This is a genomic window from Burkholderia sp. Tr-20390 (assembly GCF_017104595.1).
Lineage (GTDB): Bacteria > Pseudomonadota > Gammaproteobacteria > Burkholderiales > Burkholderiaceae > Burkholderia.
In genome coordinates this window covers 13,226-37,319 of record NZ_JAAGPC010000089.1, presented here as the reverse complement: position 1 = coordinate 37,319, position 24,094 = coordinate 13,226, and the positions used below count along the sequence as shown (strand labels likewise).

The following is a 24,094-nucleotide window of genomic DNA, read 5'->3' as shown; positions in this document are numbered from 1 at the left end:
ACAGCAGCACCGCATGGCCGGCCGCCGCCGCTACCTGCGCGATGCCCGCGCCCATCGCGCCGGCGCCGATCACGCCGACGACGGCCGACGGCGCCAGCGCGCCCGAGTTCACCGAATGTGCAGAAGAAACAGCCATCGCTTGCGATCCGTCATGAAGTGGAGGTGCGAGCGATTATAAACCGACCGGTCGGTAGATTTATGTCAGGGCGAGCCCGAATTTGTCGTGCAAGAGACCGTTACGAAACCTGCAAAGACAAAAAAATCGAAAGGTCGGGGCACTTTTTGTAAACCGAAAGGTCTATGAAAGCATTCGAATATGAGATAGTGACCCCCAAACGCCTGATAAAATTCGACAAACCGCCGGATTTCAGGGGGAAACCGCGTGTCACGTCGCCACCGCCGTCCATTGCCGGCCGCCCTTCCAGGGTCGGAACCGAGCCTCCGGCCCGTGCGTCGTCACACGTGCTCGCCTCGTCGTTCGCGGCCGGCCGCATCGAATCGTTTCATCCCGCGACGGGCTCCGGCCCGCCCGCGCCCCTCGCTGCCTCATGGCGGCGAACCCCGGGCAGCACCGTTGCGTGCCGCCCTCCTTCGGTTTCATCATCCTCGTTCGGCGGATAGTACGGCCGGGCTTCGTCAACCCGTGACGGCGCGTCGCGCGCCGCCACTCGCATAAGGAAACCCTCCATGCCGCTCTCGTCCAACCAGCTCCCGCGCTGGACCCTCGTGGCCCCGCTTGCCGCCTGGCTGGTCCTCGCGCTGTCGCGCGTCGTACCGGCCGAAGGCCTCGTCATCGCGGTGTTCGCCGCCGCTCTCGCCGGCGCCGTGTTCGCCGCCGTCCACCATGCCGAAGTCGTCGCGCACCGCGTCGGCGAACCGTTCGGCACGCTCGTGCTCGCGATCGCCGTGACCGTCATCGAAGTCGCGCTGATCGTGTCGGTGATGCTCGGCGCGGGCCCGGAGAAATCGGGCCTCGCCCGCGATACCGTGTACGCCGCCGTGATGATCATCTGCAACGGCATCGTCGGCATCTGCCTGCTGGTCGGCGCGTGGAAGCACGGCGAGCAGGACTTCCAGGGGCGCGGCGCCAGCAAGGCGCTCGCGGTGCTGGCTTCCCTGTCGGTACTGTCGCTCGTGATGCCGAACTACCTGAGCGCCGCGCCGGGCCCGTTCTTCTCGAAATCGCAGCTCGCATTCGCCGGCGTGGCGTCGCTCGTGCTGTACGGCGCGTTCGTGTTCGTGCAGACCGTGCGCCACCGCGACTACTTCCTCACCGGGCACGACAGCGCGAACGAATCGGTGCATGCGGCGCCGCCGAGCGGCCGCACTGCGCTGATCAGCCTGGTGCTGCTGTTCGTGAGTCTCGTCGCGGTCGTGCTGCTCGCGAAGCTGCTGTCGCCGGCCGTCGAGCATGCGGTGATGAAGCTCGGCGCGCCCGAGGCCGCGGTCGGTATCGTGATCGCCGCGCTCGTGCTGCTGCCGGAAGCGCTCGCGGCCGTCACCGCCGCGCGTGCGAACCGCCTGCAGACCAGCATGAACCTCGCGCTCGGCTCGGCGCTCGCGAGTATCGGGCTGACGATCCCGACCGTCGCGGCCGTGTTCATCTGGGTCGGCCAGCCGCTCACGCTCGGCATCGGCCCGATGGAAACCGTGCTGCTGGCGCTCACCCTGCTGGTCAGCACGCTGACGCTCAGCCAGGGGCGCACGACGGTGCTGCACGGCGTCGTGCACCTGTCGCTGTTCGCTGCCTACCTGTTCCTGTCGATCACGCACTGACGCGGAAAAGCACGCGGCCCGGCGGATCACTTCCGCCGGGCCGCGTGCCGTCCTTCACGTCCCTTCACGTCCCTTCACGTCCCTTCACGTCCCTTCAGCTTCCTTCGTTCACGTCACGCCGCCGTTACCGCACCGGAATCACCAGATGCTGGCCCGCCAGGATCAGGTTCGGGTTGGCGAGGTTGTTGCGGCGTTGAATCTCGCGATAGCGCTGGCCGCTGCCGAGCTTGCTCGCGGCGATCAGGTTCAGCGTGTCGCCCGCCTTCACCACGTACGTATGCTCGCCCGACGCGGCCGCGGTCGTCACCGCCTGGTCGCTGACGAAGTACTTGCGCAGCAGGTCGAGATACTGCGGCGACTGCTTGAGCTTCGCGATCGCGGCGTTCAGGTAGATCAGCAGATCCTGGTCGTCGGCGCGCACGCCGATCTTGTACGCGATGTTCGAGCCGTCGAGCTTGGTCACCGCGAACTTCAGGTCGGTGTCCTTGATCGAGCTGACCGCGAACGGATAGTCGTAGATGAACGCGTCGACCGCATGGCCGTCGATGCTCTTCGCGATGAAGGCCGGATCGGAATCGTCGACTTCCACGAACTTCACGTTCGGGTACTGGCGTGTGACGAACGCACGCACGTCCGGGTCGCCCTTCAGGATGCCAACCGTCTTGCCCGCGAGATCGTCGGTCGAGCGGATCGCGGAGCCTCGCCGCACGATCAGCGAATAGCCGAAATCGTCGACGTACGGCACCGAATAGACGATGCCCGACGGCGTGTTGTCCGGGAACGTCAGCCCGTCCATCGCCACGTCGACCACGTGGTTCCCCTTCGCATCCGTATCGAGCAGCTGCTTCGGCACGCCCGGATACGTGTCGACCTCGTGACGCGTATCGACGACGACCGGCTTGCCGCCGTGCGAGAACGACGGATCCGCGAACAGCAGCCGCGCGAATTCGACATTGAAGCCGTGCGGCGTGCCCTTGTCCTCGCCGAAGAACGGTTCGCTCGGGTTCTGCACGGAGATCCGCACGATACCGTTTTCGGCGATCGATTTCAGCGCGCTGGCCTGCGGCGTGAAGCCGGCCGGCAGCACGTTGGACGACGGCGACGCCTGCGTGGACGGGCCGCTGTCGCCACCTTGCGCGGACGTCGAGGCCGGGGCCGCGTCATGCGCGGGAATCAGCGTCGACAGGCCGCCCTGATGCACGATCCATACGCCGACGAGCACGACCAGAAATGCGATGGCGCCAAGAAGTTTTTTCATGGTTGCGAGCCTGCAGGAAGTTATTGTTGTTTCGACGGCAGTTGCGCGGGGGTCGTCGCGTCGAGCCCGGGCGCGTGCGGCGCGTTCATCACCGCCTGCTGCTGTGCCTGCTTGACCTCGGGGTTATCCATCAGCGACGTCTCCATTTCGGAGAACGCCTTGTTGACCGAGCGCATCACCGAATCGACGGCCACGTCGGTCTTGATCTGCTCGAACGTGTCGGACGCCTGCCGGCCCGCGAGCTTGTTCATCTGCTGCGCGGCCTGCGACATGTCCCACATCGCCTTCGCACGATCGATCGCCGATGCGAAGTTCTTCAGTTCGGCCTGCACCTGCTTGTAGCGCCCCTCGCGAAACGAGAGCAGCTGCTTCATCGTGTCGAGCTGCTGCCGGAAGCGCGGCGCGTCATCCGGATACTGCTTCTCGAACAGCTCCGTCTTGCTCTCGAAGTTCTTCACCTCGGTGCGGAACGCGGTGATGCTGTCCGCGAACTTCTGGGCCGCCTGGCGCTTCTCCGCGAGCTGGTTGATCAGCGTCTCGATCGGATTCGCCTGCGCCTCCTGGACGATCATCTTCACCTTCTGGTTCGCGAACTTCATCGCGACGACCGGCGCGAAATAGATCGCGCCGAGGCCGATCACGGCCGCCGTGACCAGTGCGATCACGCCCTTCAGGATGAACAACGCCGCCGGTGCCGCGATCGCGACGCCGGCGATGATGATCGCCCACTTGATCAGCTTGACCTTGCCACTCCCCGAACTGCCGTTTGCTTCTTCATTCGAAAGCTGCGACATGAGTTTTTCTCCTTGAACCTCGAACCGAACTGCTCGCGTTTGCCTCTTCAAGCTCAATCGAAATGCTTCGGACTCCGGTGCCGCCGGGCAGTCAGGCAGGCCGGCGGCGCAATGCAAGGATGGGCGCGACGGACGTCACGAGACGCCGGTGTAGGCGCCGTTCAGGATGCGTTGGTGAGGAGCGGCAGACGACGCTGCGATGCGGCGCGCCAGACGGGCGCCGCTCATCGTCGCGGCTCGCGCGCGGACGGGAAAGTGTACCGATGCACGGTACGAAACGGGATGACGGATACGTGACGCGGCAGGCGTCGGGTGAAGCGTGGTTCCGGCGGGCCGAGAAACGCGGGGCCGGTATTCCTGTACGAGTGCGTAAAGGCTCATCGTTGTTTTTCTGCGTATCGCGGGTGCAGGAACCGCGCGGCCGGCGCGTCCCGCTCCACATGCACGGACGTATCCTGCGCCGACCGGCATGCAGCGTCAAGCAGTTGTCGCAGTGCAGCGAAGCCTCGCGTTCCTCCGTTGGAACATCGGTAGCGAACTCGCTTTCAGCACGGTAAGGATTCGCAGGACTGCGACCTGTCGTGCTCGGTCAGGATTGCTTGGCATCGCTTGTGCAAGCTTCCGGATTGAAAGCTTGTGACGCTCGACCTCGTCCTGGCAGCCGACTCAGAATCCGTAAAGTACGGTCGGGTTGTCGACCAGAATCGCGCGGCTGACCGCGTCGTCCGCCGTGCAGTCGTCCAGCCAGCCGAGCAGGCGCAGGTCGTCGGGGACCGGCGACGCGTTCGGGTGCGGCCAGTTGCTGCCCCATACGCAACGCGCCGAGTGGTCGCGCGCCAGCACGGCGGCGAGACGCGCGACATCGTCGTAACCGGGCGCGCCCGAGCGCGACGTCTCGTACGGCGCGGACAGCTTCACCCAGGCGTGGCCGCGGTCGAGCAGGCGCCGCAGTGCGAGAAACGCAGGCGCGTCCGGCGCGACCGGTGTCAGGAACTTGCCCGTGTGATCGATCACGACACGCGCCGGTAGCGAGGACAGCAACGGCAGGACCTCGGGCAGCGTCCGGCCGTCGAGCTGCACGTCGACGTGCCAGCCAAGCGGCGCGATCCGCGCGGCGACCCGCTCCAGTTCGCCCCACCGCGCGAGGCCACCCGCCAACGTCATGAACCGGACGCCGCGCACGCCCGCCGCGTGCAACCGCGCCAGCTCCGCATCCGGCACGTCGACCGGCAACGTCGCGACGCCGCGCGCCTGCGGGCCGAATGCGGCCAGCGCGTCGAGCAGGCAACGGTTGTCGACACCATAGCCAGTCGGCTGCACGATCACGACGCGGGCCAGGCCGAGCGTCTGCTGCACCCGGCGATACGCATCCACCGGCGCGTGCGGCGGACGGAACGTCGCCGTCGGCGCGAGCGGATACGCGTCGTCATAGATGTGGATGTGGCAATCGCACGCGTCGGCCGGCCGCCCGGTGGGTGTGTCGGGTCTCATCGCGCGCCCGCCCCGGTATCGGCCCCTGCCGTGCGCCAGCGCGCCAGCCGCGAGGCATGCGCCGCGTTGACGGCACCGCGCGGCACGCTTCCGGCGAGCAGCGCGGCGAGCTGATCGACCGTCTCGAGCGCCTGGTGCTCGACCGCGGGCAGCGTCAGCCCGCCGACGTGCGGCGTCGCGATCACGCGTGGATGGGCCGCGAGCGCGGGCGTCGGCATCTGGTCTGGCGCGCGCCCGACGTCGAGCGCACAGCCCGCGAGCCGGCCGGTGTCGAGCGCCTCGGACAGCGCCTGCTCGTCGACCAGTTCGCCGCGCGACGCATTGATGAAATACGCGCCCGGCTTCATGGCCGCGAACGCGCCCGCATCGATCAGGTTCGCGGTGGCCGGCGTCGCCGGCGCGAGGCACACGACGAAATCGGCCGCCTGCAACAGCGCCGCGAATTCGACCTGTTCGAGCCTCGGCGCGTCGACGCGCACGTACGGATCGCTGACGAGCACGCGCATCCCGAGCGCCGTCGCGACCGGCGCGAGGTGGCGCGCGATCTGCCCGTAACCGATCAGGCCGAGCGTGCTGCCGCGCAATTCGCGTCCCATCTGCGGCACGGGCGGCATCCCTTGGTGGTAGGCCGACGCATAACGGCCGATACCGCGCGCGAGATCGATCATCGCGCCGATCACCCACTCGGCGACCGCCGGTGCGAAGCCGGGGCTTGCCTGCGTGACCAGCACGCCGAACGCGCTCGCCGCGTCGACATCGACGGTGCGGATATCGACCGCGCACCGCAGGAACGCCGCCAGTGCGGGCAGCCCGGCGAACAGCGCACGCGGCGCGGGCGTCTGCCGGTACGCGATCATCGCATCGCAACCCTGCGCGGCCGCGATCAGTTCGTCCGTGCCCAGCTCGCGATCGAGCGGATTGCACGTGACGTCCGCGATCGCCTGCAGCGCGCGCATGGCCTTCGCGCCGAAATAACGGTCGAGCATCCCCGACGGATGCGTGACGAAGACGCGCGTCATGCGGCCCCTCCGTGCGAGTGGTCCGCTGGCGGCGGCGGCGCGACCGAGGCTCGCTCGACGAGCGTCACGTCGGAGAATACGTGCGGCTCGGGCGCCAGCGGCTTGTCGCCGTCCGGCCGCATCACACGCCGCACCATGTCCTCGGCCATCTCGGTGACCGGCAGTTGCACCGTGGTCAGCGCCGGATTGGAAATCGCCGACAGGAAATGACCGTCCATCCCGACGACCGACACGTCGTCCGGCACGCGCAGGCCGCCATCGCGCAACCCGGCCATCAGGCCGAGCGCGAACAGGTCGTTGACCGCGACGATGCCGGTCGGCCGCGCCGGATCGGCCGCAAGCGCGACGCCCAGCGCGCGCCCCACGTCGACGATCACGGCGTCGCCGTACTCGTTCGCCGGACCGCCGTCGAGCACCCGCGCGTGTGCGTCGACGCCCGCCTCGCGCGCCGTCTCGAGAAAGCCCCGGATCTTGTCGCTGCGGCTCACCGTCATGCCGGCAACCGTCGCGAACGCGAGCCGCCGGTGTCCCGCATCGACCAGGCAACGCGTCGCGAGCCGCGCGGCGGCCTCGTTGTCGGCCGTGACGTGTTCGACCTTCGACCGTTCGCCGGGCGTCGCGCGCCGGTCATAGCTCACCACCGTCATCCCGCGCCCGGCCGCGCGCTCGAGGTGGCTTTCGTCGGCCAGCGACGAGATCACGATCACGCGCCGCACGCCATGCGCGAACAGGTCGTCGAAGAACGACGCCTCCTTCTTCGCATCGCGATACGTATTGCCGATCAGCACGCGATGGCCGTACCGTTCCTGCGCGCAGGCCTCGACCTCGCGCGCGATGTAGCCGTACATCGGGTTCGCCATCGACGGCACCAGCAGCCCGACGAGCGGCGTCTGCCCCGTCTTGAGCTGGCGCGCGAGCGTGCTGGGCCGGTACTGCAGCACTTCCATCGCGGCCTTCACGCGTTCGAGCGTTTCCTGCTTCATCTGGTCGGTACGGCCGTTGAGCACGTTCGAAACCGTGCTGACCGATACGGCCGCATGACGGGCCACGTCCTGAATCGTACTCATGTCGTCTTGCTGTAAAAGGCGGCTACAGGCCGAAATGGGCCGGCAGCCACAACGAAAACGCCGGCACGAGAATCAGCGCCACGAGGGCGGCGACCAGCACCAGCAGATATTTCACCATCGGCCGCGCAACGTGCCGGACTTCGGTGCCCGTGATCGCGCAGGTCGTGAACAGACCGAGTCCGACCGGCGGCGCGAACAGGCCGAGCCCCATCGCCACCACCACGACCGTGCCGAAATGCAGCGGGTTGATGCCGAGCTGCAGCGCGATCGGCGCAAGCAGCGGCCCGAAGATGATCAGCGCCGGCGCCCCCTCGAGCACCGCGCCGAACACGATCATGACCAGCGCCGCGAGCAGCAGGAACATCGTCGCACCGTACTGGTGGGCGAACGCGGTCATTGTGCCCGAGACCAGCGCCGGAATTTGCTCGATCGAGAGCGCGAACGACACGCTCGACGCCGCGGCGACGATGAACAGGATGCCGCCGGCCATCGACGCGGCACGCACGAACACGCGGCCGACCGAACGCCAGGTCAGCTCGCGAAACGCGAGCCAGCCGGCCACGAGCGCATAGACCACCGCGAACGCGGACACCTCGGTCGACGTCGCGATCCCCGACGTCACGCCCTTGCCGATCATCGCGACCATCACCAGCGCAACCAGCGCGCCGCCCGCGAGCGGCAGCCACGCGCGGCGTTCCGTGAACACCGCCGAGACGTCGATCCTGCGCCCGGTGATCACCGTGACCACCGCGAGCGACGCGGCCAGCACCGCGGCCGGCACGATGCCCGCGACGAACAGCCCGGCAATCGAGATGTTCGCGACGAAGCCCATGATGATCATGTTCACGCAGGGCGGGATGGTCTCCGCCATCACCGCGCTGCACGCGAGCAGCGCGGCCGTTTCGTCGGGATCCTGGCGCGCACGGCGCACCGCCGGCATCACGACGCCGCCGACGGCCGCGATGTCGGCGAGCTTGGAGCCCGACACGCCGGAAAAGCAGGCCGTCGCGAGAATCACGATCAGGCCGAGCCCGCCGCGCACGCGCCCGAAAATCCGCAGCAGCAGCTCGACGAGCCGGGCGGACATGCCGTTCGATTCCATCAGCAGCCCGGCCAGCACGAAGAACGGCACGGCGAGCAGCACGAAGTGATCGGCGCCGGCCATGACCTGCTGCGAATAAACGAGCAACGGCAGCGTCGGGTCGGCCAGGAAATACAGCAGCGCCGAGAACGCGAGCACGAAACCAATCGGCACGCCCAGCACGAGCCCGCCGACGAAACCGGCCGCCAGCAGCAGGCCCGGCGCGATCGCATGCGCCGGCGCCAGCACATTCCATCCGTACAGCGCGGCCGCGAACCCCACGCAGCACGCGAGCGTGCCGATTACCCGGCGGCGCGGCGCGTCGAGCGCGTTCGCCAGCGCGAACACGGTCATGAACAGCGCGCCGAACATCATCGGGTACACGTTGATCCAGCCCGGCAAGCCGCCCGGCGTCAACTGGTCGTACGAATCGGCCAGCAACTGGCACGACGACACCAGCAGGTTCAGCGAGACGGCCGCGACGATCCAGTGGCCGATCTGCACGAGCGCGCCCTGCCAGCGCGCGGGGAACGCGCCGCGAAACAGGTCGATGCCGACGTGCTGGCTGCGCCCGAGCACCGTCGCCGCACCGAAAAACACCAGCACGATCATCAGCGCACTCGCGACCTCCTCGGTCCAGTCGAGCGGGTCGTGCAGGAAATAACGACACACGACCGACACGAACACGACGAGCACATCGACGGCCAGCACCGCCGCGGACACGTATTCGATCGCGCGCAGCATCGCGTCCAGCACGCGCGCGACGCGGCGTGCCGGGCGGCCGGCGCCAGGCGCGGCCGCGGCGCCCGAAACGGAACAGGTCTCCATCGTTCAGCCCCGCCCGGCGGCGATCGCCGGAAACAGCGGCGCGGTCGCCGGATACTGCGTGGCGAATGCCGTATAGAGCCGGTCGTGCATCGTCTGCCGCAACGCCGCGCGTTCGGCCGGCGCCATCGGATGGAAGCGCATGCCGTGCTGCTTCAGCGCCTGCTCGGCCTGGTCGGCCTTCTGCGCGGCAATCGCGCGCTGCTGCGCGGTGGCGTCGGCCACCGCGCGATCGAACGCGGGACGCAGGTTCGCCGGAATCCGGTCGAGCGCACGCCGCCCCATCACGACGGTCATCGCCGCAAACACGTGCTGCGATTGCCAGCACGACTTCACCACTTCGTCGAACTTGCTCGCGAGCACCGTGGCCGGATCGTGCTCGAGCCCGTCGACGACGCCCGTCTGCACGGCCATGTACAGCTCGCCGAACGGAATCGGTGTCGGCACCGCCCCCATCGCCTTGAAGGTGTCCATGAACGCCGGCGTCGGCAGCACGCGCAGCTTCGTGCCCTTCAGCCCCTGCAGCGCCAGCACGGGCTGCTTCGTGAACACGCAGCGCCCGCCGAAATGCGAGCCCCAGGTCAGCACCGAGCAGCCCGCGCGCTTCTGCAGCAGCGCGTTCAGGCTGGCACCGACCGGGCCGTCGAGCACTTTCGCGACGTGCGCATAGCTGTCGAACAGATAGCCGAGATCGAGCATGCCGAGCTCCGGCGCCACCGTCGCCCAGATCGACGAACCCGCGATCATCATGTCGATCGCGCCGATCTTGACCTGCTGCACGACGTCGCTCTCCTTGCCGAGCTGGCTGTTCGGAAAGTAGTCGACCCGGATCGCGTCGCCGACACTCGCCTTCAGGTTCGCGGCAAGACGCTCGTACCACACGTAGTGCGCGGCGTTCTGGTCGGCCGGCATCGACGACGAGCAACGCAGCGTCACGACCGGCTGCGCGCGCACGGCTTCCGGCAAGCCGCCTGCGGCCGCGAGCGCCGCGGCGGACACCGTCTGCAGAAAGCGCCGCCGGGTGTAGGTATTCATGGGCCGTCTCCTTTGCGATGGCGTCTCATGACGCACTGTATCGATTTAGTGTATCGATACAGTAATACGACGACCGATGAGATAAAAATGGGGGTTTTCCCGTGACAAGGGTGAAAATGGGGGATCTGCGGCGTTGATTTCCAGCCGATTTCTTTGCAAATTAACGAAATTCCCGCTGATTCCGGACGACCCGGAAAGGATTCGAGCGGGTATCTCGAATCATCAGACGACAGACTTTTAACCCCGCATGCGGGCAGCACGCTCGCGCGCGCGCGTCGCCCCGCTCGTCTAGGCGCCCGCTTCGTCGGCGCTCTCGGTCAAAAACCGCTCGACCATCGCGTTGAACACCGGCAGCGCCGGGTTGTCGTTGTCCGCACGCCATGCGAGATACAGCTCGGCCGCCACGTCGGCGCCCGCCAGCGGCCGGAACACCACGCCGTCCACATGCAGTTCGCGCGCCGACGCCGGCACGAGCGCGGCGCCCAGCCCCGCGCGCACGAGGCCGAGGATCGTATGCGTCTGCCCGACGTAATGCAGGTAGTTCGGCAGCCGCCCCGCGTTCGCGAACAGGCCCGAGATCAGGTCGTGAAAGTACTTCCCCTCGTTCGGCGAATACGCGATGAACGGCTGCCGGTCGAGATCGTCGGGGCCGATGCGCTCGCACGCGGCGAGCGGCGCGCCCTCCGCGACCGCAACCAGCATCGGCTCGCGCTGCACGAGCCGGTATTCGAGCGGCTGGCGCGCGGCGCGCTGGCGCACGAAGCCCGCGTCGAGCATCCGCGACGCCAGCGCATCGATCTGCACGGTCGACACCATCTCGCGCAATTCGATGTCGACGTCCGGCAGCGCGTGCGCGGCATGCGCCAGCAGCATCGGGATCATCCGGTATGCGCTGACCGCCGTGAAGCCGAGCGTGATGCGGCCGGCGCCGCCATGTGCGACGCGCTGCGCGGCCTGCTCGGCCCGCGCGGAGAATTCGAGGATGTGCCGCGCATCGCGCAGAAAGCGCTCGCCGGCCGCGGTCAGGCTGACCTGCCGGCTGCTGCGTTCGAGCAGCGCGATGCCGAGCGCATGCTCGAGCAGCTGGATCTGCCGGCTGAGCGGCGGCTGGGTCATGAAGAGCCGCCGCGCCGCGCGACCGAAATGCAGCTCCTCGGCGACCGCGACGAAACAGCGAAGCTGGTGCAGTTCAATCATCCAATTCTTGAATCAATCGATAGTCTTTTGATGTTAGACGCATATCGATGCGATTTCTATACTCGGTTGCACCTGATGCACGGCACGGCCCGCGCCGCGCACGACGACCGAGACCTTCATGACCATCGACATCCTCCTCACCCAGCCGCTCCCCGACACCATCGACGCCGAACTGTCCACCCGTTACGCCGTGCACCGGCTGTATGCGGCCGAGCAGCCGGATGCACTGCTCGATCGCGTGGCCGCACGCATTCGCGGTGTCGTGACCGGCGGCGCGAACGGCCTCGCCGCCGCGCTGATGGACCGGCTGCCCGCGCTCGAGATCGTCGCGATCAGCGGCATCGGCACCGACGCCGTCGATCTCGAGCGCGCGCGGGCCCGCGGCATCCACGTGACGACGACGCCCGACGTGCTGACCGACGACGTCGCCGACATGGCGATGGGGCTGATCCTGATGACGCTGCGCGACCTCGGTGCCGGCGAGCGCATCGTGCGCGCCGGCCGCTGGGGCAAGACGGCCCAGCCGCTCGCGACGCAGGTGACCGGCAAGCGGCTCGGCATCGTCGGCCTCGGCCGCGTCGGCCGCGCGATCGCGCAGCGTGCGCAGGCGTTCCGGATGCCCGTGAGCTACTTCGGCCCGCGCGAGCATCGCGACAGCGGCTATCGCTTCGTGCCCGACCTCGCCGTGCTCGCGCGCGACAGCGACGTGCTCGTGATCGCGGCCTCGGCCGATCACGGCAACGTGCTCGTGACCGCCGACGTGCTCGCCGCGCTCGGCCCCCAAGGATTCCTGATCAATGTCGCACGCGGCAAGCTGGTCGACGAAGCCGCGCTGATTCGCGCACTCGCCGACGGCACGATCGCCGGCGCCGGCCTCGACGTGTTCGCGAACGAGCCGCACGTGCCGGCCGAATTGCTCGAGCTCGACCGTGTCATCGTGCAGCCGCACCGGGCAAGCGCGACCCGCGAAACCCGCGAAGAGATGGGCCGGATCGTGCTGGCCAACCTCGCCGCGTGCTTCGCAGGCCAGCGCCCGCCGACCAGCGTCACACGCTGATCGCAGCCCACAGCACGGCTGCCCCTCGTTACAACACCGGATGCCTCCGCATGACGGAGGCCAGGAGAAGGAGACACGCATGCCCAATCGATCCAGCGGCGCCGCCCTCGCCGCGTCACCCGCCGCCTCGCGCACGGTCGGCCGCGTCCGTTATGCGGTCCTCGCGCTGATTTTCGCGGTCACCGTCATCAACTATGCGGATCGCGCGACGATGTCGATCGCCGGCACCGGCGTCGCGCACGACCTCGGGCTGACGCCCGTGCAGCTCGGCATCGTCTTTTCCGCGTTCGCGTGGGCCTATGCGATCGGGCAGATTCCGGGCGGCTGGCTGCTCGACCGCTTCGGCGCACGGCGCGTGTACGGCCTGAGCCTGCTGCTGTGGTCGGTCTTCACGATGCTGCAAGGCACGGTCGGCTGGCTCGCGGTGCAAGGCGCATCCGCCACGCTCGCGCTGTTCGTCATGCGCTTCATGCTCGGCCTCGTCGAATCGCCGGCGTTCCCGGCCAATTCGAGAATCGTCGCGTGCTGGTTCCCGACCGCCGAACGCGGCACCGCGTCGGCCCTGTTCAATTCGGCGCAGTACATGGCCGTCGTGCTGTTCACGCCCGCGATGGCGTGGCTCACGCATGCGCTCGGCTGGGAGCACGTGTTCCTGTGGATGGGGCTGCTCGGCATCGCGCTCGCCGCGCTGTGGTTCGCGTGGTATCGCGAGCCACATGGCCACCCGCGCGTGAGCGACGCGGAACGCGACTACCTGCGCGCGCACGGCGCGCTCGTCGATCTCGAAGCGAACCGCAAGCGCCAACAGCCGCGCGTGTCGTGGCACGACGTGTCGCAACTGTTCCGCCACCGGAACCTGTGGGCGATCTACGTCGGCCAGTACTGCATCACGGCGCTCACCTACTTCTTCATCACGTGGTTCCCGATCTACCTGATCAAGGGGCGCGGGATGACGATCATGGAGGCCGGCTGGGTCGCCGCGCTGCCGGCGATCTGCGGCTTCACGGGCGGCGTGCTCGGCGGCGTGCTGTCGGACTGGCTGATCCGGCGCGGCATGCATCCGTCGAAGGCGCGCAAGACGCCGTTCGTCGTGGGGATGGCGATGGCGACGCTGCTCGTGCTGGCGAACGGCGCATCGTCGAACGCGGTCGTGATCGCGTTGATGACGATCGCGTTCTTCGGCAAGGGGCTCGCGGCGGTCGGCTGGGCCGTGCTCGCCGACACCGCGCCGGAAGGCATGGTCGGCCTGAGCGGCGGCGTGTTCAATGGCCTCGGCAACATCGCCGGGATCGTCACGCCGCTCGTGATCGGCTATTTCGTCGCCAGCACCGGCTCGTTCGCCGGCGCATTGTGGTTCGTCGCCGCGCACGGGCTGCTCGGCATTGCCGCCTACGCGTGGCTCGCGGGACGCTTCGAGCGGATTCGCATCGCGCCGCGCGCATGAACCGCGCCGCGGCCCGTGCGGTTCGCGCGGCGCACGCCCGCGCGGATCGTCACGCGCGCTTGCGGCCGCCCGGCGTCAGGTCGGTCGTCAGCCGGTCGAGTTCGCGCAGGTCGTTCTCCAGCGCGGGCGTGAGCGTCGTGCGCAGGTGGTCGAGGAACGTGCGGATCTTCGCGTCGAGATAGCGGCGCGTCGCGTAGACGGCATACACGCTCACCGTCTGCAGCCGGTACTCGGGCAGCACGCGGATCAGCCGCCCTTCGCGGATGTCGTCGAGCACCGTATACAGCGCGACGCACGCGATCCCGCGCCCGGCGCGCACCGCGACGCACAGCGCGTCCGGCACGTTGACCTGGAACGGCGCGGGCTGCAGTTCGTAGACGGCCTCCTCGCCATCGCTGCGCTCGAGCCGCCATTCGCCGGCCGGCGACGCAGGCGTATCGAGGCGCAGGCACACGTGGTTCGGCAATTCGTCAGGCGACTGCGGCGTGCCGTGGCGCGCCAGGTATTCGCGCGACGCGACGAGCACGCTGCAGCTCGTGCCGCAGGTTTGCGCGACATAGCCCGAATCGGGCAGCTGCGACGCCGTCACGATCGATACGTCATAGCCCTCCTCGACGAGATTCGGCATCCGCTGCGCGAGCGTCAGTTCGACCGACACGTCGGGGTTGTCCTCCTGGTAGCGCACGATCGACGACACGACATGACTCTGCCCGAGCCCTGTCATCGCATGGATGCGCATCTTGCCGCTCGGCCGCAGCAATGCGTTGCGCGCCTCCGCGTTCGCGTAGTCGATTTCCGCGAGGATCGATTTCGCGCGCTCGAAATAGCGTTCGCCGCTTTCGGTGAGGCCGAGGTGGCGCGTCGTGCGATGCAGCAGCCGCGTCTGTACGTGCGCTTCGAGGTTCGATACCGCGCGCGACACCTGCGCAGTGGTCGCGTCGATTTCCTTCGCGACCGCAGTAAAACTGCCGGATTCGACAACGCGCACGAACAGGCGCATGTTTTCGAGCATGTCCATTGAATTGGCTTGGGGGAGTCAGTGAGGAGGCGTCGGCGGCGCTCGCGTCAGGTGGGGAACGGAACGCAGCCGCGAACCACGTCGAATCGATCACCGTGCCGGGAGAAAGGCGGGAGAGCGGGCATCGCGGACGGGGTTCTGGCATGACGGGGGATTCAGTGGCCCGAATTGTACGCCGCTGCAGACAAATTTGCGCGATTGCCCCGCCCCAAGCTCCCATCACATGAAAGGTTTTTGCAAGCGAGACGCGCCGCGCACGTGCAATGGCTTGATGCATCGCGACAATTTGTATCACAACGCGATATAATTCGCGACTCGTCGCCGCGCGTATCCGCGCCGTCACTTTTACCGCTTACCGTCCATGTCGTCAGGCTCCCCTTCGTCGCGCCGCGCGTTGCGGCAATGGCTGCACAGCTTCATTCCTCATCCGATGTCGCTGGGCTGGCGCGAGCGCCTGCGCTCGTGCACGGGCGCGCTCGTCGGCATCGCGACGGTCGGCGTGACGATGCGGCTGCTGCCCGGCGTGCCGGGCCTCGTGCCGCTGCTCGTCGCGCCGATGGGCGCGTCGGCCGTGCTGCTGTTCGCGGTGCCGGCGAGCCCGCTTGCGCAACCGTGGTCGATCATCGGCGGCAATCTCGTCGCGGCGACGGTCGGTGTCGCGTGCGCCCAATGGATCGCCGATCCGGTCACGGCCGCCGCGGTCGCGATCGCGTGCGCGATCGGCGGCATGTTCATGCTGCGCTGCGTGCACCCGCCGTCGGGCGCCGTCGCGCTCACGGCCGTGGTCGGCGGCCCCGCGATCCATTCGCTCGGGTTCAGCTTCGTGCTGGAGCCGATCGCGCTGCAATCGGCCGTCCTGCTGTCGGCCGCGCTCGCCTATCACGCGCTGACCGGGCACCGCTACCCGCACGGCGGCGTGCGTCCCGAAGCGAAACCGCAGGCAGGCGGCGCCGCACCGGCGCGCGGCGGCTTCACACGCGGCGACCTCGATGCGGTGCTGAAGCGCCGCGGCGAATGGCTCGACGTCGATCCGGACGATCTCGAAGCGCTGCTGCGCGAAACCGAGATGCAGGCCTATACGCGCACGTTCGGCCAGTTGTCGTGCGCCGACCTGATGACGAAGAACGCGATCGAAGTCGCGCCGTCGACGTCGGTGACGGCCGCGCTCACGCTGCTCGACCGCCACCGCGTGAAGGCGCTGCCGGTCGTCGACGGCGAAGGCCGCCTGACCGGCATCGTCACGCGCGCCGACCTCACGCGCCCGCTGCGCCGCCCGACCCCGCTGTGGCAACGCCTGTCGGCGCGGCTGCCGCAATCGTTCGGCGGCCAGCCGGCGAGCGTCGCCACCGTGATGACGCGCGACGTCGCGTGCGTGCCGGAGACGATGCCGATCACCGCGCTCGTCCCGCTGTTTACGCATTCGGGCCACCACCATATTCCGGTCGTCGATACATCGCGCCGGCTCGTCGGAATCATTACCCAGACGGATCTCGTCACGGGCCTTTATCGGCAGACGCAAATGCTCGAGGCCGCGTAGCGCATGCAGCGCACGTAACGCCATGTAACGGCCGGCGCAACGCGGAATGCCTTCCATTCGCCCCCATTCGGCCATTTATATCATGTTGTGATATATTAATCGATACCGAAACTGACTGTCCGACCGCCCCGATGAACGATACCCGACGCGCGCTGGCGAAAAGCGATTTCCAGCAATTGTCCGAGTTCCGCTACCAGATGCGCCGCTTCGAGCGCTTCTCCGAACGCGCCGCGCAAAGCGAAGGCGTGACACCGCTGCAATACCTGCTGCTGCTGCACATCAAGGGCTATCCGCATCGCGAATGGGCGACCATCGGCGAACTCGCGGAACGCCTGCAGGCGCAGCATCACGGCGTCGTCGCGCTGGTCACGCGCTGCGAAGCGCTCGGCCTCGTGAAGCGCAAGACGAGCGAAGCGGATCGCCGCCAGGTCGAGGTCCACCTCGAGCCAGCCGGCGAGACGCTGCTCGCGCGTCTCGCGGCCATGCATCGCGCCGAGCTGAAGTCGCTCAAGGACGCGTTCCAGGTTCCCCAGATCGATTACTGACCCCTGCTCTTTCCACTCCGATGAACGCACCACACAAACGCGATTTCGCGACCAACGACCGCCTGCCCAGGATCGCGTTGCTCGCCGCCGGGATCGGCCTGCTCAGCACGCTGGCCGCATTCGTGCTGTTGAGCCTGATCCACCTGTTCACGAACCTGTTCTTCTACCAGCAGGTCTCGTTCGCCGACCGCTCGCCGGCGAACAGCACGCTGGGCGCATGGGTGATCGTCGTGCCGGTGATCGGCGGGTTGATCGTGGGGTTGATGGCGCGCTTCGGTTCGGAAAAGATCCGCGGCCACGGCATTCCCGAAGCGATCGAGGCGATCCTGTTCGGCAAGAGCCGCATGTCGCCGAAGGTCGCGATCCTCAAGCCGCTGTCGTCCGGCGTCGTGATCGGCAGCGGCGGCCCGTTCGGTGCGGAAGGCCCGATCATCATGACGGGCGGCGCGCTCGGCTCGCTGATCGCGCAGTGCGTGCACGTCACCGCCGCCGAGCGCAAGACGCTGCTCGTCGCCGGTGCGGCCGCCGGCATGACGGCCGTGTTCGGCACGCCGGTCGCCGCCGTGCTGCTCGCGGTCGAACTGCTGCTGTTCGAATGGCGCCCGCGCAGTTTCCTGCCGGTCGCGCTCGCCTGCGCGGTGGCCGGTTTTGCCCGCGCCGTGTTCTTCGGCGTCGATCCGCTGTTTCCGCTGAGCACCGCCGCACCGACGCCCGTCGCGCTGCTGTCGTGCATCGTCGCGGGCCTGCTGTCGGGCATGCTCGCGTGCGGCCTGTCGGCGGCGCTGTATCGTGTGGAGGACATCTTCGCGAAGCTGCCGGTGCACTGGATGTGGTGGCCCGCGCTCGGCGCGGTCGTGATCGGCATCGGCGGCTGGCTCGAGCCGCGCGCGCTCGGTGTCGGCTACGACGTGATCGGCGATCTGCTGCATCAGCACATCGCATTGAAGATCGCGCTCGCGCTGCTGATCGTGAAGGCCGTCATGTGGGTGATCGCGCTCGGCTCGGGCACGTCGGGCGGCGTGCTCGCCCCGTTGTTGATGCTCGGCGCCGGCCTTGGCACCGTGCTGTCGCCGATGCTGCCGGGCGGCGACCCGGCGCTATGGCCGCTGGTATGCATGGCCGCGACGCTTGGCGCCACGCTCGGTGCCCCGCTGACCGCGATCGTGTTCGCGTTCGGCCTCACGCATGACGCGAATGCATTGCTGCCGCTGCTCGCGGCGACGCTCGTCGCGCACGGCTTCGCGACCATCGTGATGAAGCGCTCGATCATGACGGAAAAGATCGCGCGCCGCGGCTATCACATCTATCGCGAATACGGCGTCGATCCGCTCGAGCGGCACGACATCGGCGAAGTGATGACGTCGGCCGACCGGCTCGTCGCGATCGACGGCGCAGCAACGCTCGAGGCCGTCGAGTCGCAATACTTCGGCGCGAAGCAGACGCACCGTGCGTACCCGGTCGTGCAGAACGGCCGCCTGCTCGGTCTCGTCGATCGCGCGACGCTCGACGCGCAGCGCACCCAGGCCGCGGCCGACACGCCGATCGCGGCCGCATTCGCCGACCGCGCGCCGGCGGTCGCGCAGGCGCACGAAACATGCCGCGTCGTCGCGTCGCGACTCGCGATGCTCGGCCTCGAACGCCTACCGGTCGTCGACGACGAGCAATCGATGCGCATCACGGGCATCGTGTCGCGCAGCGACCTGATCAAGCCCGCGCTCCAGCACTTCGACGACGAACAGAAGCGCGAGCGCTTCCGCCCGATCGTTCCGGCCAACCTGCGCGACATCGGCACGCGCAAGGCCGGTTGACCCACTGCACCGCACTGCGCCGCGCCCTCGCCGCGTACGCTCCGCTCGCCTCACCGCTTGCGCTCGCGATGCAGCACGCGTCTCGCGTGCCGCATCGCATTCCGCCGCTTCCCGTGTTTAAAGTTGGTTAACAATTCGACGGGCGAAAGTTTGTCATCATGGTGCTCATGCGACGGGGCCATCCATCTAGCCATTCCACTTCGCGATCCAATAAAGAGTCACGGCACGGCATGCAGACACATGCCGTTCGCCGCGGCCGTCACATCACCACACGACCGGATAGTGCGCCGACCACGCAGCGCATGACGTCGTGCCGCACACGATGCATGCTGTGCCGCAGCAAAGTGCAGAGCATCGGAGCCGCCATTTGGCAAGCGCGTTAACATCTTGTTTCGGAATAGCCGGAACCGTGCTCGCCCGATGCGATCTCACTGTTACGCAGTCCTGCTGCGCATCCCACTCAATCAATCACGACTCGAGGGAGATAACGTGAACGCGAAATACTTACCGCTCATCGCATTGACCGTGGCATTTTCTGCTCACGCAGCCGATTCTGCCCTGCAAAACGTGGGACAAAGCCAGAAACCCGCCGACCAGGTCGCGCAGTGCATCGCGAAGACCTGGGCCGACAAGTCACAGCAACAAGTGACGTCGCAGTATGAACTCGCGAACGGCCTTGCCATGGCCGTGTATGCGCCGGGCCAGCAGCCGCCGAATGGCGCCGCGGCCGTCGTGCGCCCGGCCAACGCCGCCAATGCGAAGACCTGGGTGGGTTTCCGCGGTGGCGATGCGTCGTCGGCCGGCGACATCAACGCCTGCCTGTAACGAGAACAGGCGCTTCGGATGGCCCTGGCGCCATCCGCTTGCGACAAGCCCCGCTTCGGCGGGGCTTTTCTTTTGCAGCGCGGCGGCGTGTTACAGGTAGCTGCAGACGTAATCGAGCGTCTCGAGCACTTCGATGTCGAAGCGGCTCTTGCCGGGCACCGAGAACGATTCGCCCGCGCCGTAGGTCTGCCATTCGCTGCTGCCGTCGAGCTTCACGCGGCACTTGCCGGCCTGCACTTCCATCAATTCGGGGGCGTCCGTGCCGAAGTTGAGCGCGCACGGCAGGATCACGCCGAGCGTCTTGCGCGTGCCGTCCGGGAAGAGCACGGTATGCGACACGCACTTGCCGTCGAAATAGACGTTCGCGCGCTTGACGACCGATACGTTGTCGAATTGGGTTGCACTGGTCATGAATTGCCTCTGATTGCTGGATGCCGGATGGCGATGTTGTTGGAGGCCGGCCGGAGCGGCGGGCCGGCCGCTATGATACCGGCTCGCGCGGCATGCGCAGGAACGGCGTGCCCGCTACGCAAGCCTCGTGCCCGTCAAACGACGGCAATGCCGCACGGATAATCATCAGGATGACGATGCATTGAAGATCGCCAATCGCGGGCGCCGGCTCACCGCAGCCCCTTGCGCCGCGCGGAATCACGCAGGCAGTCGAGCAGCATCGCCGCTGCCGGTGTCAGCGGGCTGTCGCGACGCGTGATGACCTGCACCGAGACGCCCGGCAGGCGCTCGCGGATCGGCAGCACCGCGAGCTGGTCGCGCGCCCATTCGGCCTGCAACAATTGCTCGGGCATCGACGCGATCAGGTCGCACTCCATCATCAAACTGCGCGCGAGCCCGAAGCTCGGGCACTCGACGACGCGCGCCGGCACCGGCAGCCCGTAGGCGACGAACGAATTGAACAGTTCCTGCGTCGAGCTTTCCGGCGACGGGTTCATCAACCAGTCGGCTTCGACGAGATCGGCGAGCGACGTGGCCGACGCGAGCGGATGCCCCTTGCGGGCGACGATCAGCGACCGGCTCGCATAGAGTTCCGCGTGATCGAATTCGGCCGCCAGCAGTTCGGGCACGACGACGGCCACCGCGAAATCGAGCGACCCGTCGTGCAGGCGCGGCAGTGCGACGCCCGGAAACCCTTCGATCAGGTTGACGCGCGCCACCGGGAAGCGCCGCCGGAATGCGCGAAATGCGTCGGGCAGGATCGTCACCGCGGCGGCCGGCGTGATCGCCGCCGCGACGGAGCCCGTCATCGCGCCCTGCGCCTGCTCGATGTCGTCGCGGGCGCGCTGCATTTCGGCGACGATCAGCCGCGCGCGCACCTGCAACTGCTGGCCGAACGCGGTGAGCTGCACGCCGCGCGCGGTGCGCACGACGAGCGACACGCCGAGCGCGATCTCCAGCTCCTTGACCGCCTTCGTCAGCGCCGCCGGCGACACGTTCAGGCGCCGCGCGGCCGCACGAATGCTCCCCTCTTCCGCGACGGTGACGAACGCTTTCAGCTGATGGTATTTCATGGCGGCGACGCGTGATCCGTGGAAACCCCGTGCTGCGCGGCACACGCCGGCTCAGGGTATTCCCGAGCGGCAACCGGTGGTGAGCACCAAAGCAATTTATCAGCTTCTGGTACACAAAAGAAATTTATATGCTTGCTCGTCATATGTGCGTCAAACGCCCACCTGCCCCACAGGAGATACCATGCTGCAAGCCGTGAACCCCGTCATCCCCGGTATCGCCGCGATCGCACCCGAGCTGGTCGAAGTGCGCCGCCGCATCCACGCTCACCCGGAACTCGCGTTCGAGGAAACGCTCACGAGCGATCTCGTCGCCGAGCTGCTCGCCGGCTGGGGTTATGAAGTGCATCGCGGCATCGGCAAGACGGGTGTGGTCGGCGTGCTGCGCGAAGGGCAAGGCACGCGCACGGTCGGGCTGCGCGCCGACATGGACGCGCTGCCGCTCGCGGAAACCACGGGCCTGCCGTACGCGAGCCGCCACGCGAACAAGATGCATGCGTGCGGCCACGACGGCCACACCGCGATGCTGCTGTGCGCGGCGCGCCACCTCGCAGCCACGCGCCAGTTCTCCGGCACGCTGAACCTGATCTTCCAGCCTGCCGAGGAAAACTTCGGCGGCGCGAAGGCGATGATGGACGACGGCCTGTTCGACCGCTTCCCGTGCGATGCGATCTTCGCAATCCACAACATGCCGGGCCGCGCGGCCGGCGACATGGCCTTCCGCACCGGCGCCGCGATGGCGTCGGCCGACCGCGTGACGATCACGCTGCGCGGGGTCGGCGGCCACGGCGCGATGCCGCATTTCGCGCGCGATCCGATGTCGGCCGCGGGCAGCATCATGGTCGCGCTGCAGACGATCGTCGCACGCGAGGTCGACGCGCAGCATGCGGCCGTGATCACGGTCGGCAGCGTGCAGGCCGGCGAGACGTTCAACATCATTCCCGAAACCGTCACGATGAAGCTGTCGGTGCGCGCGCTGAACGCCGACGTGCGCGCGCTGCTCGCGCGCCGCATCGAAGCGCTCGCGAAAGGCCAGGCGGAAAGCTTCGGCGTCACGGCGGAAGTCGACTACGACTACGGCTACCCGGTGCTCGTCAATCACGCGGAACCGACCGCGTTCGCGGCCGACATCGCGCGCCAGATGCTCGGCGCCGAACGCGTCGAAACCGACGCCGCGCCGCTGATGGGCAGCGAGGATTTCGCGTTCATGCTCGAAGCGCGCCCCGGCTGCTACGCGTTCATCGGCAACGGGATCGGCAGCAAGGGCGGCTGCATGGTGCACAACCCCGGCTACGACTTCAACGACGACATCCTCGCGATCGGCGCGAGCTACTGGGTTCGCATCGCCGAAGCCTGGCTCGCGGCCTGACGGCCCTTCTTCCCATCGTTTCGCGCCCAACCGGGGAGCCCCACATGGAAACGTCCGCCCTTTCGTTCGCCGGCACGCCGGTCGATGCACGCGCCGCCGCGAAGAAACGCCGGCTGATCGCGGCCGCCGCCGTCGGCAACGCGCTCGAATTCTACGACTTCACGGTCTACAGCTTCTTCGCCATCCTGATCGGCAAGCTGTTCTTTCCCGTGCATTCGCCGTTCGGGCAACTGATGCTCGCGGTGGCGAGCTTCGGCGTCGGCTTCGTCACGCGTCCGCTCGGCGGGCTCGTGATCGGCATGTATGCCGACCGCGCCGGCCGCAAGAAGGCGATGATCCTCACGCTGCTGCTGATGGCGCTCGGCACCGCGACGATCGCGGTCGCGCCGACCTTCGCGCAGATCGGGCTCGCCGCACCGCTGCTGCTCGTGCTCGCGCGCCTGCTGCAGGGGTTCGCGTCGGGCGGCGAAGTCGGCGCGTCGACGACGCTGCTGCTCGAACAGGCACCGCAGCATCGTCGCGGCTTCTACGCGTCGTTCCAGTTCTCGAGCCAGGGGCTCGCCGCGCTCGCCGGCGCGCTGACCGGCGTCGCGCTGACGTCGACGCTGAATGCCGCGCAGCTCGAAAGCTGGGGCTGGCGCGTGCCGTTCATCATCGGCACGCTGTTCGTGCCGCTCGGCTACTGGCTGCGCCGCACCGTCGAGGAAGTGCCGGCCGCCGCGCCTGCCGCCGCGCACGACGAGCCGGTTGCATCGCTGCCGCTCGCCGACGTGCTGCGCCATCACGGCAAGGCCGTGTTCGCAGGCCTCGGCGTGACGATCGGCGGCACGTCGATCCACTACATCATCGTGTTCTACATGGCGATCTACGGCGTGCAGGTGCTGCACCTGCCGACGTGGCTGTCGATGACGGCCGGCTGCGTCGCGGGCGCGATCCTGATGCTCGTGACGCCGATCGGCGGCCACCTGTCCGACGTCTACGGGCGCAACCGGATCGTCTGGTGGACGCGTATCGTGCTGATGGCCGCGATCTACCCGGCATTCATCGCGCTGAACCGCTGGCCGGGCGCCGCGTCGCTGCTGTCGATCATCGCCGCGCTGTCGATCGTGCATGCGATCAATATCGGCGCGACGGGCGCGATGCTTGGCGAGCTGTTCCCGCGTGCGGTGCGCGCCACCGGCGGCGCGCTCGTGTACAGCGTCGGCGTCGCGATCTTCGGCGGTTTCGCGCAATTCTTCGTCACGTGGCTGATCGCGGCGACCGGGAATCCGAATGCGCCCGCGTGGTATGCGATCGGCTGTGGCGCGATGACGCTGCTTGCCGTGCGGTGCATGGATGAAAAGGCCGGGAAGGCGCTCGATTGACCGATGCGCGATGCGCGATTGACGTGGCGCGCGCGCATCGTGCATGATCGCTTCATGCGCCACA

The 24,094-nt window shown here is 67.8% G+C and carries 21 protein-coding genes; 9 read left to right on the top strand and 12 right to left on the bottom strand.

Annotated elements, in window-relative coordinates; all coding sequences use genetic code 11:
• Nucleotides 1–136: 3-hydroxyacyl-CoA dehydrogenase NAD-binding domain-containing protein (locus tag G3N98_RS22935; RefSeq protein WP_206149300.1), on the bottom strand; the 136-nt coding region annotated here is incomplete at its 3' end.
• A gap of 551 nt (nucleotides 137–687) precedes the next feature.
• Between G3N98_RS22935 and G3N98_RS22930 the strand changes: the two genes are divergently transcribed.
• Nucleotides 688–1,776 carry an ionic transporter y4hA gene (locus G3N98_RS22930; RefSeq protein ID WP_089427295.1) on the top strand — a complete coding sequence of 363 codons (1,089 nt, stop codon included), beginning with the start codon at nucleotides 688–690 and terminating at the stop codon, nucleotides 1,774–1,776.
• Between the two features lie 124 nt (nucleotides 1,777–1,900).
• Here the strand turns inward: G3N98_RS22930 and G3N98_RS22925 are convergent, their stop codons facing one another.
• From G3N98_RS22925 to G3N98_RS22890, 8 genes are all read right to left on the bottom strand, one after another.
• Nucleotides 1,901–3,034, bottom strand: a complete 1,134-nt coding sequence (locus G3N98_RS22925) for a transporter substrate-binding domain-containing protein (RefSeq protein ID WP_206149299.1) — start codon at nucleotides 3,032–3,034, stop codon at nucleotides 1,901–1,903.
• A gap of 20 nt (nucleotides 3,035–3,054) precedes the next feature.
• Nucleotides 3,055–3,828, bottom strand: a complete 774-nt coding sequence (locus G3N98_RS22920) for a hypothetical protein (protein ID WP_089475045.1) — start codon at nucleotides 3,826–3,828, stop codon at nucleotides 3,055–3,057.
• A 666-nt stretch (nucleotides 3,829–4,494) separates the two neighbouring features.
• Nucleotides 4,495–5,319, bottom strand: a complete 825-nt coding sequence (locus G3N98_RS22915) for an amidohydrolase family protein (protein WP_206149298.1) — start codon at nucleotides 5,317–5,319, stop codon at nucleotides 4,495–4,497.
• On the bottom strand, nucleotides 5,316–6,338 hold the full coding sequence (locus G3N98_RS22910; protein ID WP_206149297.1) for a hydroxyacid dehydrogenase: 1,023 nt from the start codon (nucleotides 6,336–6,338) through the stop codon (nucleotides 5,316–5,318). The genes G3N98_RS22915 and G3N98_RS22910 overlap by 4 nt, the downstream gene beginning before the upstream one ends.
• On the bottom strand, nucleotides 6,335–7,405 hold the full coding sequence (locus G3N98_RS22905; protein WP_206149296.1) for a LacI family DNA-binding transcriptional regulator: 1,071 nt from the start codon (nucleotides 7,403–7,405) through the stop codon (nucleotides 6,335–6,337). The genes G3N98_RS22910 and G3N98_RS22905 overlap by 4 nt, the downstream gene beginning before the upstream one ends.
• Before the next feature lie 22 nt (nucleotides 7,406–7,427).
• The gene (locus tag G3N98_RS22900) at nucleotides 7,428–9,314 is read right to left on the bottom strand and encodes a TRAP transporter large permease subunit (protein ID WP_206149295.1); all 1,887 of its coding nucleotides are present in this window, start codon (nucleotides 9,312–9,314) and stop codon (nucleotides 7,428–7,430) included.
• Nucleotides 9,315–9,317: 3 nt separating this feature from the next.
• Nucleotides 9,318–10,346, bottom strand: coding sequence for a TRAP transporter substrate-binding protein (locus G3N98_RS22895; RefSeq protein WP_206149294.1), 1,029 nt, complete (start codon nucleotides 10,344–10,346; stop codon nucleotides 9,318–9,320).
• A gap of 288 nt (nucleotides 10,347–10,634) precedes the next feature.
• The gene (locus tag G3N98_RS22890; RefSeq protein ID WP_089485589.1) at nucleotides 10,635–11,543 is read right to left on the bottom strand and encodes a LysR substrate-binding domain-containing protein; all 909 of its coding nucleotides are present in this window, start codon (nucleotides 11,541–11,543) and stop codon (nucleotides 10,635–10,637) included.
• A 118-nt stretch (nucleotides 11,544–11,661) separates the two neighbouring features.
• Between G3N98_RS22890 and G3N98_RS22885 the strand changes: the two genes are divergently transcribed.
• Both G3N98_RS22885 and G3N98_RS22880 read left to right on the top strand, forming a co-directional pair.
• Nucleotides 11,662–12,600 (top strand): 2-hydroxyacid dehydrogenase, encoded by a 939-nt coding sequence (locus G3N98_RS22885; RefSeq protein ID WP_206149293.1) that lies wholly within the window; start codon nucleotides 11,662–11,664, stop codon nucleotides 12,598–12,600.
• 79 nt (nucleotides 12,601–12,679) lie between these two features.
• The gene (locus tag G3N98_RS22880) at nucleotides 12,680–14,044 is read left to right on the top strand and encodes an MFS transporter (RefSeq protein WP_206149292.1); all 1,365 of its coding nucleotides are present in this window, start codon (nucleotides 12,680–12,682) and stop codon (nucleotides 14,042–14,044) included.
• A gap of 49 nt (nucleotides 14,045–14,093) precedes the next feature.
• Here G3N98_RS22880 and G3N98_RS22875 read toward each other — a convergent pair whose 3' ends face one another.
• Entirely contained in the window at nucleotides 14,094–15,062 is a 969-nt protein-coding gene (locus tag G3N98_RS22875) for a LysR family transcriptional regulator (protein WP_206149291.1), read from the bottom strand.
• 361 nt (nucleotides 15,063–15,423) lie between these two features.
• Here G3N98_RS22875 and G3N98_RS22870 point away from each other — a divergent pair, with 361 nt between their 5' ends.
• The 4 genes from G3N98_RS22870 (at nucleotide 15,424) to G3N98_RS22855 (ending at nucleotide 19,777) form a co-directional block, all read left to right on the top strand.
• Complete coding sequence (locus G3N98_RS22870; RefSeq protein ID WP_206149290.1) at nucleotides 15,424–16,599, top strand: HPP family protein; 1,176 nt, start codon at nucleotides 15,424–15,426, stop codon at nucleotides 16,597–16,599.
• Nucleotides 16,600–16,730: 131 nt separating this feature from the next.
• Nucleotides 16,731–17,144, top strand: a complete 414-nt coding sequence (locus G3N98_RS22865; RefSeq protein WP_085037382.1) for a helix-turn-helix domain-containing protein — start codon at nucleotides 16,731–16,733, stop codon at nucleotides 17,142–17,144.
• Nucleotides 17,145–17,164: 20 nt separating this feature from the next.
• Complete coding sequence (locus tag G3N98_RS22860; RefSeq protein WP_206149289.1) at nucleotides 17,165–18,952, top strand: chloride channel protein; 1,788 nt, start codon at nucleotides 17,165–17,167, stop codon at nucleotides 18,950–18,952.
• Between the two features lie 489 nt (nucleotides 18,953–19,441).
• Nucleotides 19,442–19,777 (top strand): hypothetical protein, encoded by a 336-nt coding sequence (locus G3N98_RS22855; RefSeq protein ID WP_021162025.1) that lies wholly within the window; start codon nucleotides 19,442–19,444, stop codon nucleotides 19,775–19,777.
• A 90-nt stretch (nucleotides 19,778–19,867) separates the two neighbouring features.
• On the opposite strand, the gene G3N98_RS22850 is transcribed toward G3N98_RS22855, so the two are convergent.
• Together G3N98_RS22850 and G3N98_RS22845 are read right to left on the bottom strand one after the other, a co-directional pair.
• The gene (locus G3N98_RS22850) at nucleotides 19,868–20,188 is read right to left on the bottom strand and encodes a pyrimidine/purine nucleoside phosphorylase (protein ID WP_006478890.1); all 321 of its coding nucleotides are present in this window, start codon (nucleotides 20,186–20,188) and stop codon (nucleotides 19,868–19,870) included.
• A 209-nt stretch (nucleotides 20,189–20,397) separates the two neighbouring features.
• Nucleotides 20,398–21,300: a LysR substrate-binding domain-containing protein gene (locus G3N98_RS22845; RefSeq protein ID WP_206149288.1), complete on the bottom strand. Its 903-nt coding sequence runs from the start codon at nucleotides 21,298–21,300 to the stop codon at nucleotides 20,398–20,400.
• Between the two features lie 181 nt (nucleotides 21,301–21,481).
• Between G3N98_RS22845 and G3N98_RS22840 the strand changes: the two genes are divergently transcribed.
• On the top strand, nucleotides 21,482–22,666 hold the full coding sequence (locus G3N98_RS22840; RefSeq protein ID WP_089427279.1) for a M20 aminoacylase family protein: 1,185 nt from the start codon (nucleotides 21,482–21,484) through the stop codon (nucleotides 22,664–22,666).
• 44 nt (nucleotides 22,667–22,710) lie between these two features.
• Nucleotides 22,711–24,030: an MFS transporter gene (locus G3N98_RS22835; RefSeq protein WP_089432841.1), complete on the top strand. Its 1,320-nt coding sequence runs from the start codon at nucleotides 22,711–22,713 to the stop codon at nucleotides 24,028–24,030.
• The last annotated feature ends 64 nt before the right edge of the window (nucleotides 24,031–24,094 follow it).

Bases quoted from the DNA above. Each gene is read 5' to 3' on its own strand.
- G3N98_RS22930 (WP_089427295.1), top strand. From the start codon at position 688: ATGCCGCTCTCGTCCAACCAGCTCCCGCGCTGGACCCTCGTGGCCCCG.
- G3N98_RS22925 (WP_206149299.1), bottom strand. From the start codon at position 3,034: ATGAAAAAACTTCTTGGCGCCATCGCATTTCTGGTCGTGCTCGTCGGC.
- G3N98_RS22920 (WP_089475045.1), bottom strand. From the start codon at position 3,828: ATGTCGCAGCTTTCGAATGAAGAAGCAAACGGCAGTTCGGGGAGTGGC.
- G3N98_RS22915 (WP_206149298.1), bottom strand. From the start codon at position 5,319: ATGAGACCCGACACACCCACCGGGCGGCCGGCCGACGCGTGCGATTGC.
- G3N98_RS22910 (WP_206149297.1), bottom strand. From the start codon at position 6,338: ATGACGCGCGTCTTCGTCACGCATCCGTCGGGGATGCTCGACCGTTAT.
- G3N98_RS22905 (WP_206149296.1), bottom strand. From the start codon at position 7,405: ATGAGTACGATTCAGGACGTGGCCCGTCATGCGGCCGTATCGGTCAGC.
- G3N98_RS22900 (WP_206149295.1), bottom strand. From the start codon at position 9,314: ATGGAGACCTGTTCCGTTTCGGGCGCCGCGGCCGCGCCTGGCGCCGGC.
- G3N98_RS22895 (WP_206149294.1), bottom strand. From the start codon at position 10,346: ATGAATACCTACACCCGGCGGCGCTTTCTGCAGACGGTGTCCGCCGCG.
- G3N98_RS22890 (WP_089485589.1), bottom strand. From the start codon at position 11,543: ATGATTGAACTGCACCAGCTTCGCTGTTTCGTCGCGGTCGCCGAGGAG.
- G3N98_RS22885 (WP_206149293.1), top strand. From the start codon at position 11,662: ATGACCATCGACATCCTCCTCACCCAGCCGCTCCCCGACACCATCGAC.
- G3N98_RS22880 (WP_206149292.1), top strand. From the start codon at position 12,680: ATGCCCAATCGATCCAGCGGCGCCGCCCTCGCCGCGTCACCCGCCGCC.
- G3N98_RS22875 (WP_206149291.1), bottom strand. From the start codon at position 15,062: ATGGACATGCTCGAAAACATGCGCCTGTTCGTGCGCGTTGTCGAATCC.
- G3N98_RS22870 (WP_206149290.1), top strand. From the start codon at position 15,424: ATGTCGTCAGGCTCCCCTTCGTCGCGCCGCGCGTTGCGGCAATGGCTG.
- G3N98_RS22865 (WP_085037382.1), top strand. From the start codon at position 16,731: ATGAACGATACCCGACGCGCGCTGGCGAAAAGCGATTTCCAGCAATTG.
- G3N98_RS22860 (WP_206149289.1), top strand. From the start codon at position 17,165: ATGAACGCACCACACAAACGCGATTTCGCGACCAACGACCGCCTGCCC.
- G3N98_RS22850 (WP_006478890.1), bottom strand. From the start codon at position 20,188: ATGACCAGTGCAACCCAATTCGACAACGTATCGGTCGTCAAGCGCGCG.
- G3N98_RS22845 (WP_206149288.1), bottom strand. From the start codon at position 21,300: ATGAAATACCATCAGCTGAAAGCGTTCGTCACCGTCGCGGAAGAGGGG.
- G3N98_RS22840 (WP_089427279.1), top strand. From the start codon at position 21,482: ATGCTGCAAGCCGTGAACCCCGTCATCCCCGGTATCGCCGCGATCGCA.
- G3N98_RS22835 (WP_089432841.1), top strand. From the start codon at position 22,711: ATGGAAACGTCCGCCCTTTCGTTCGCCGGCACGCCGGTCGATGCACGC.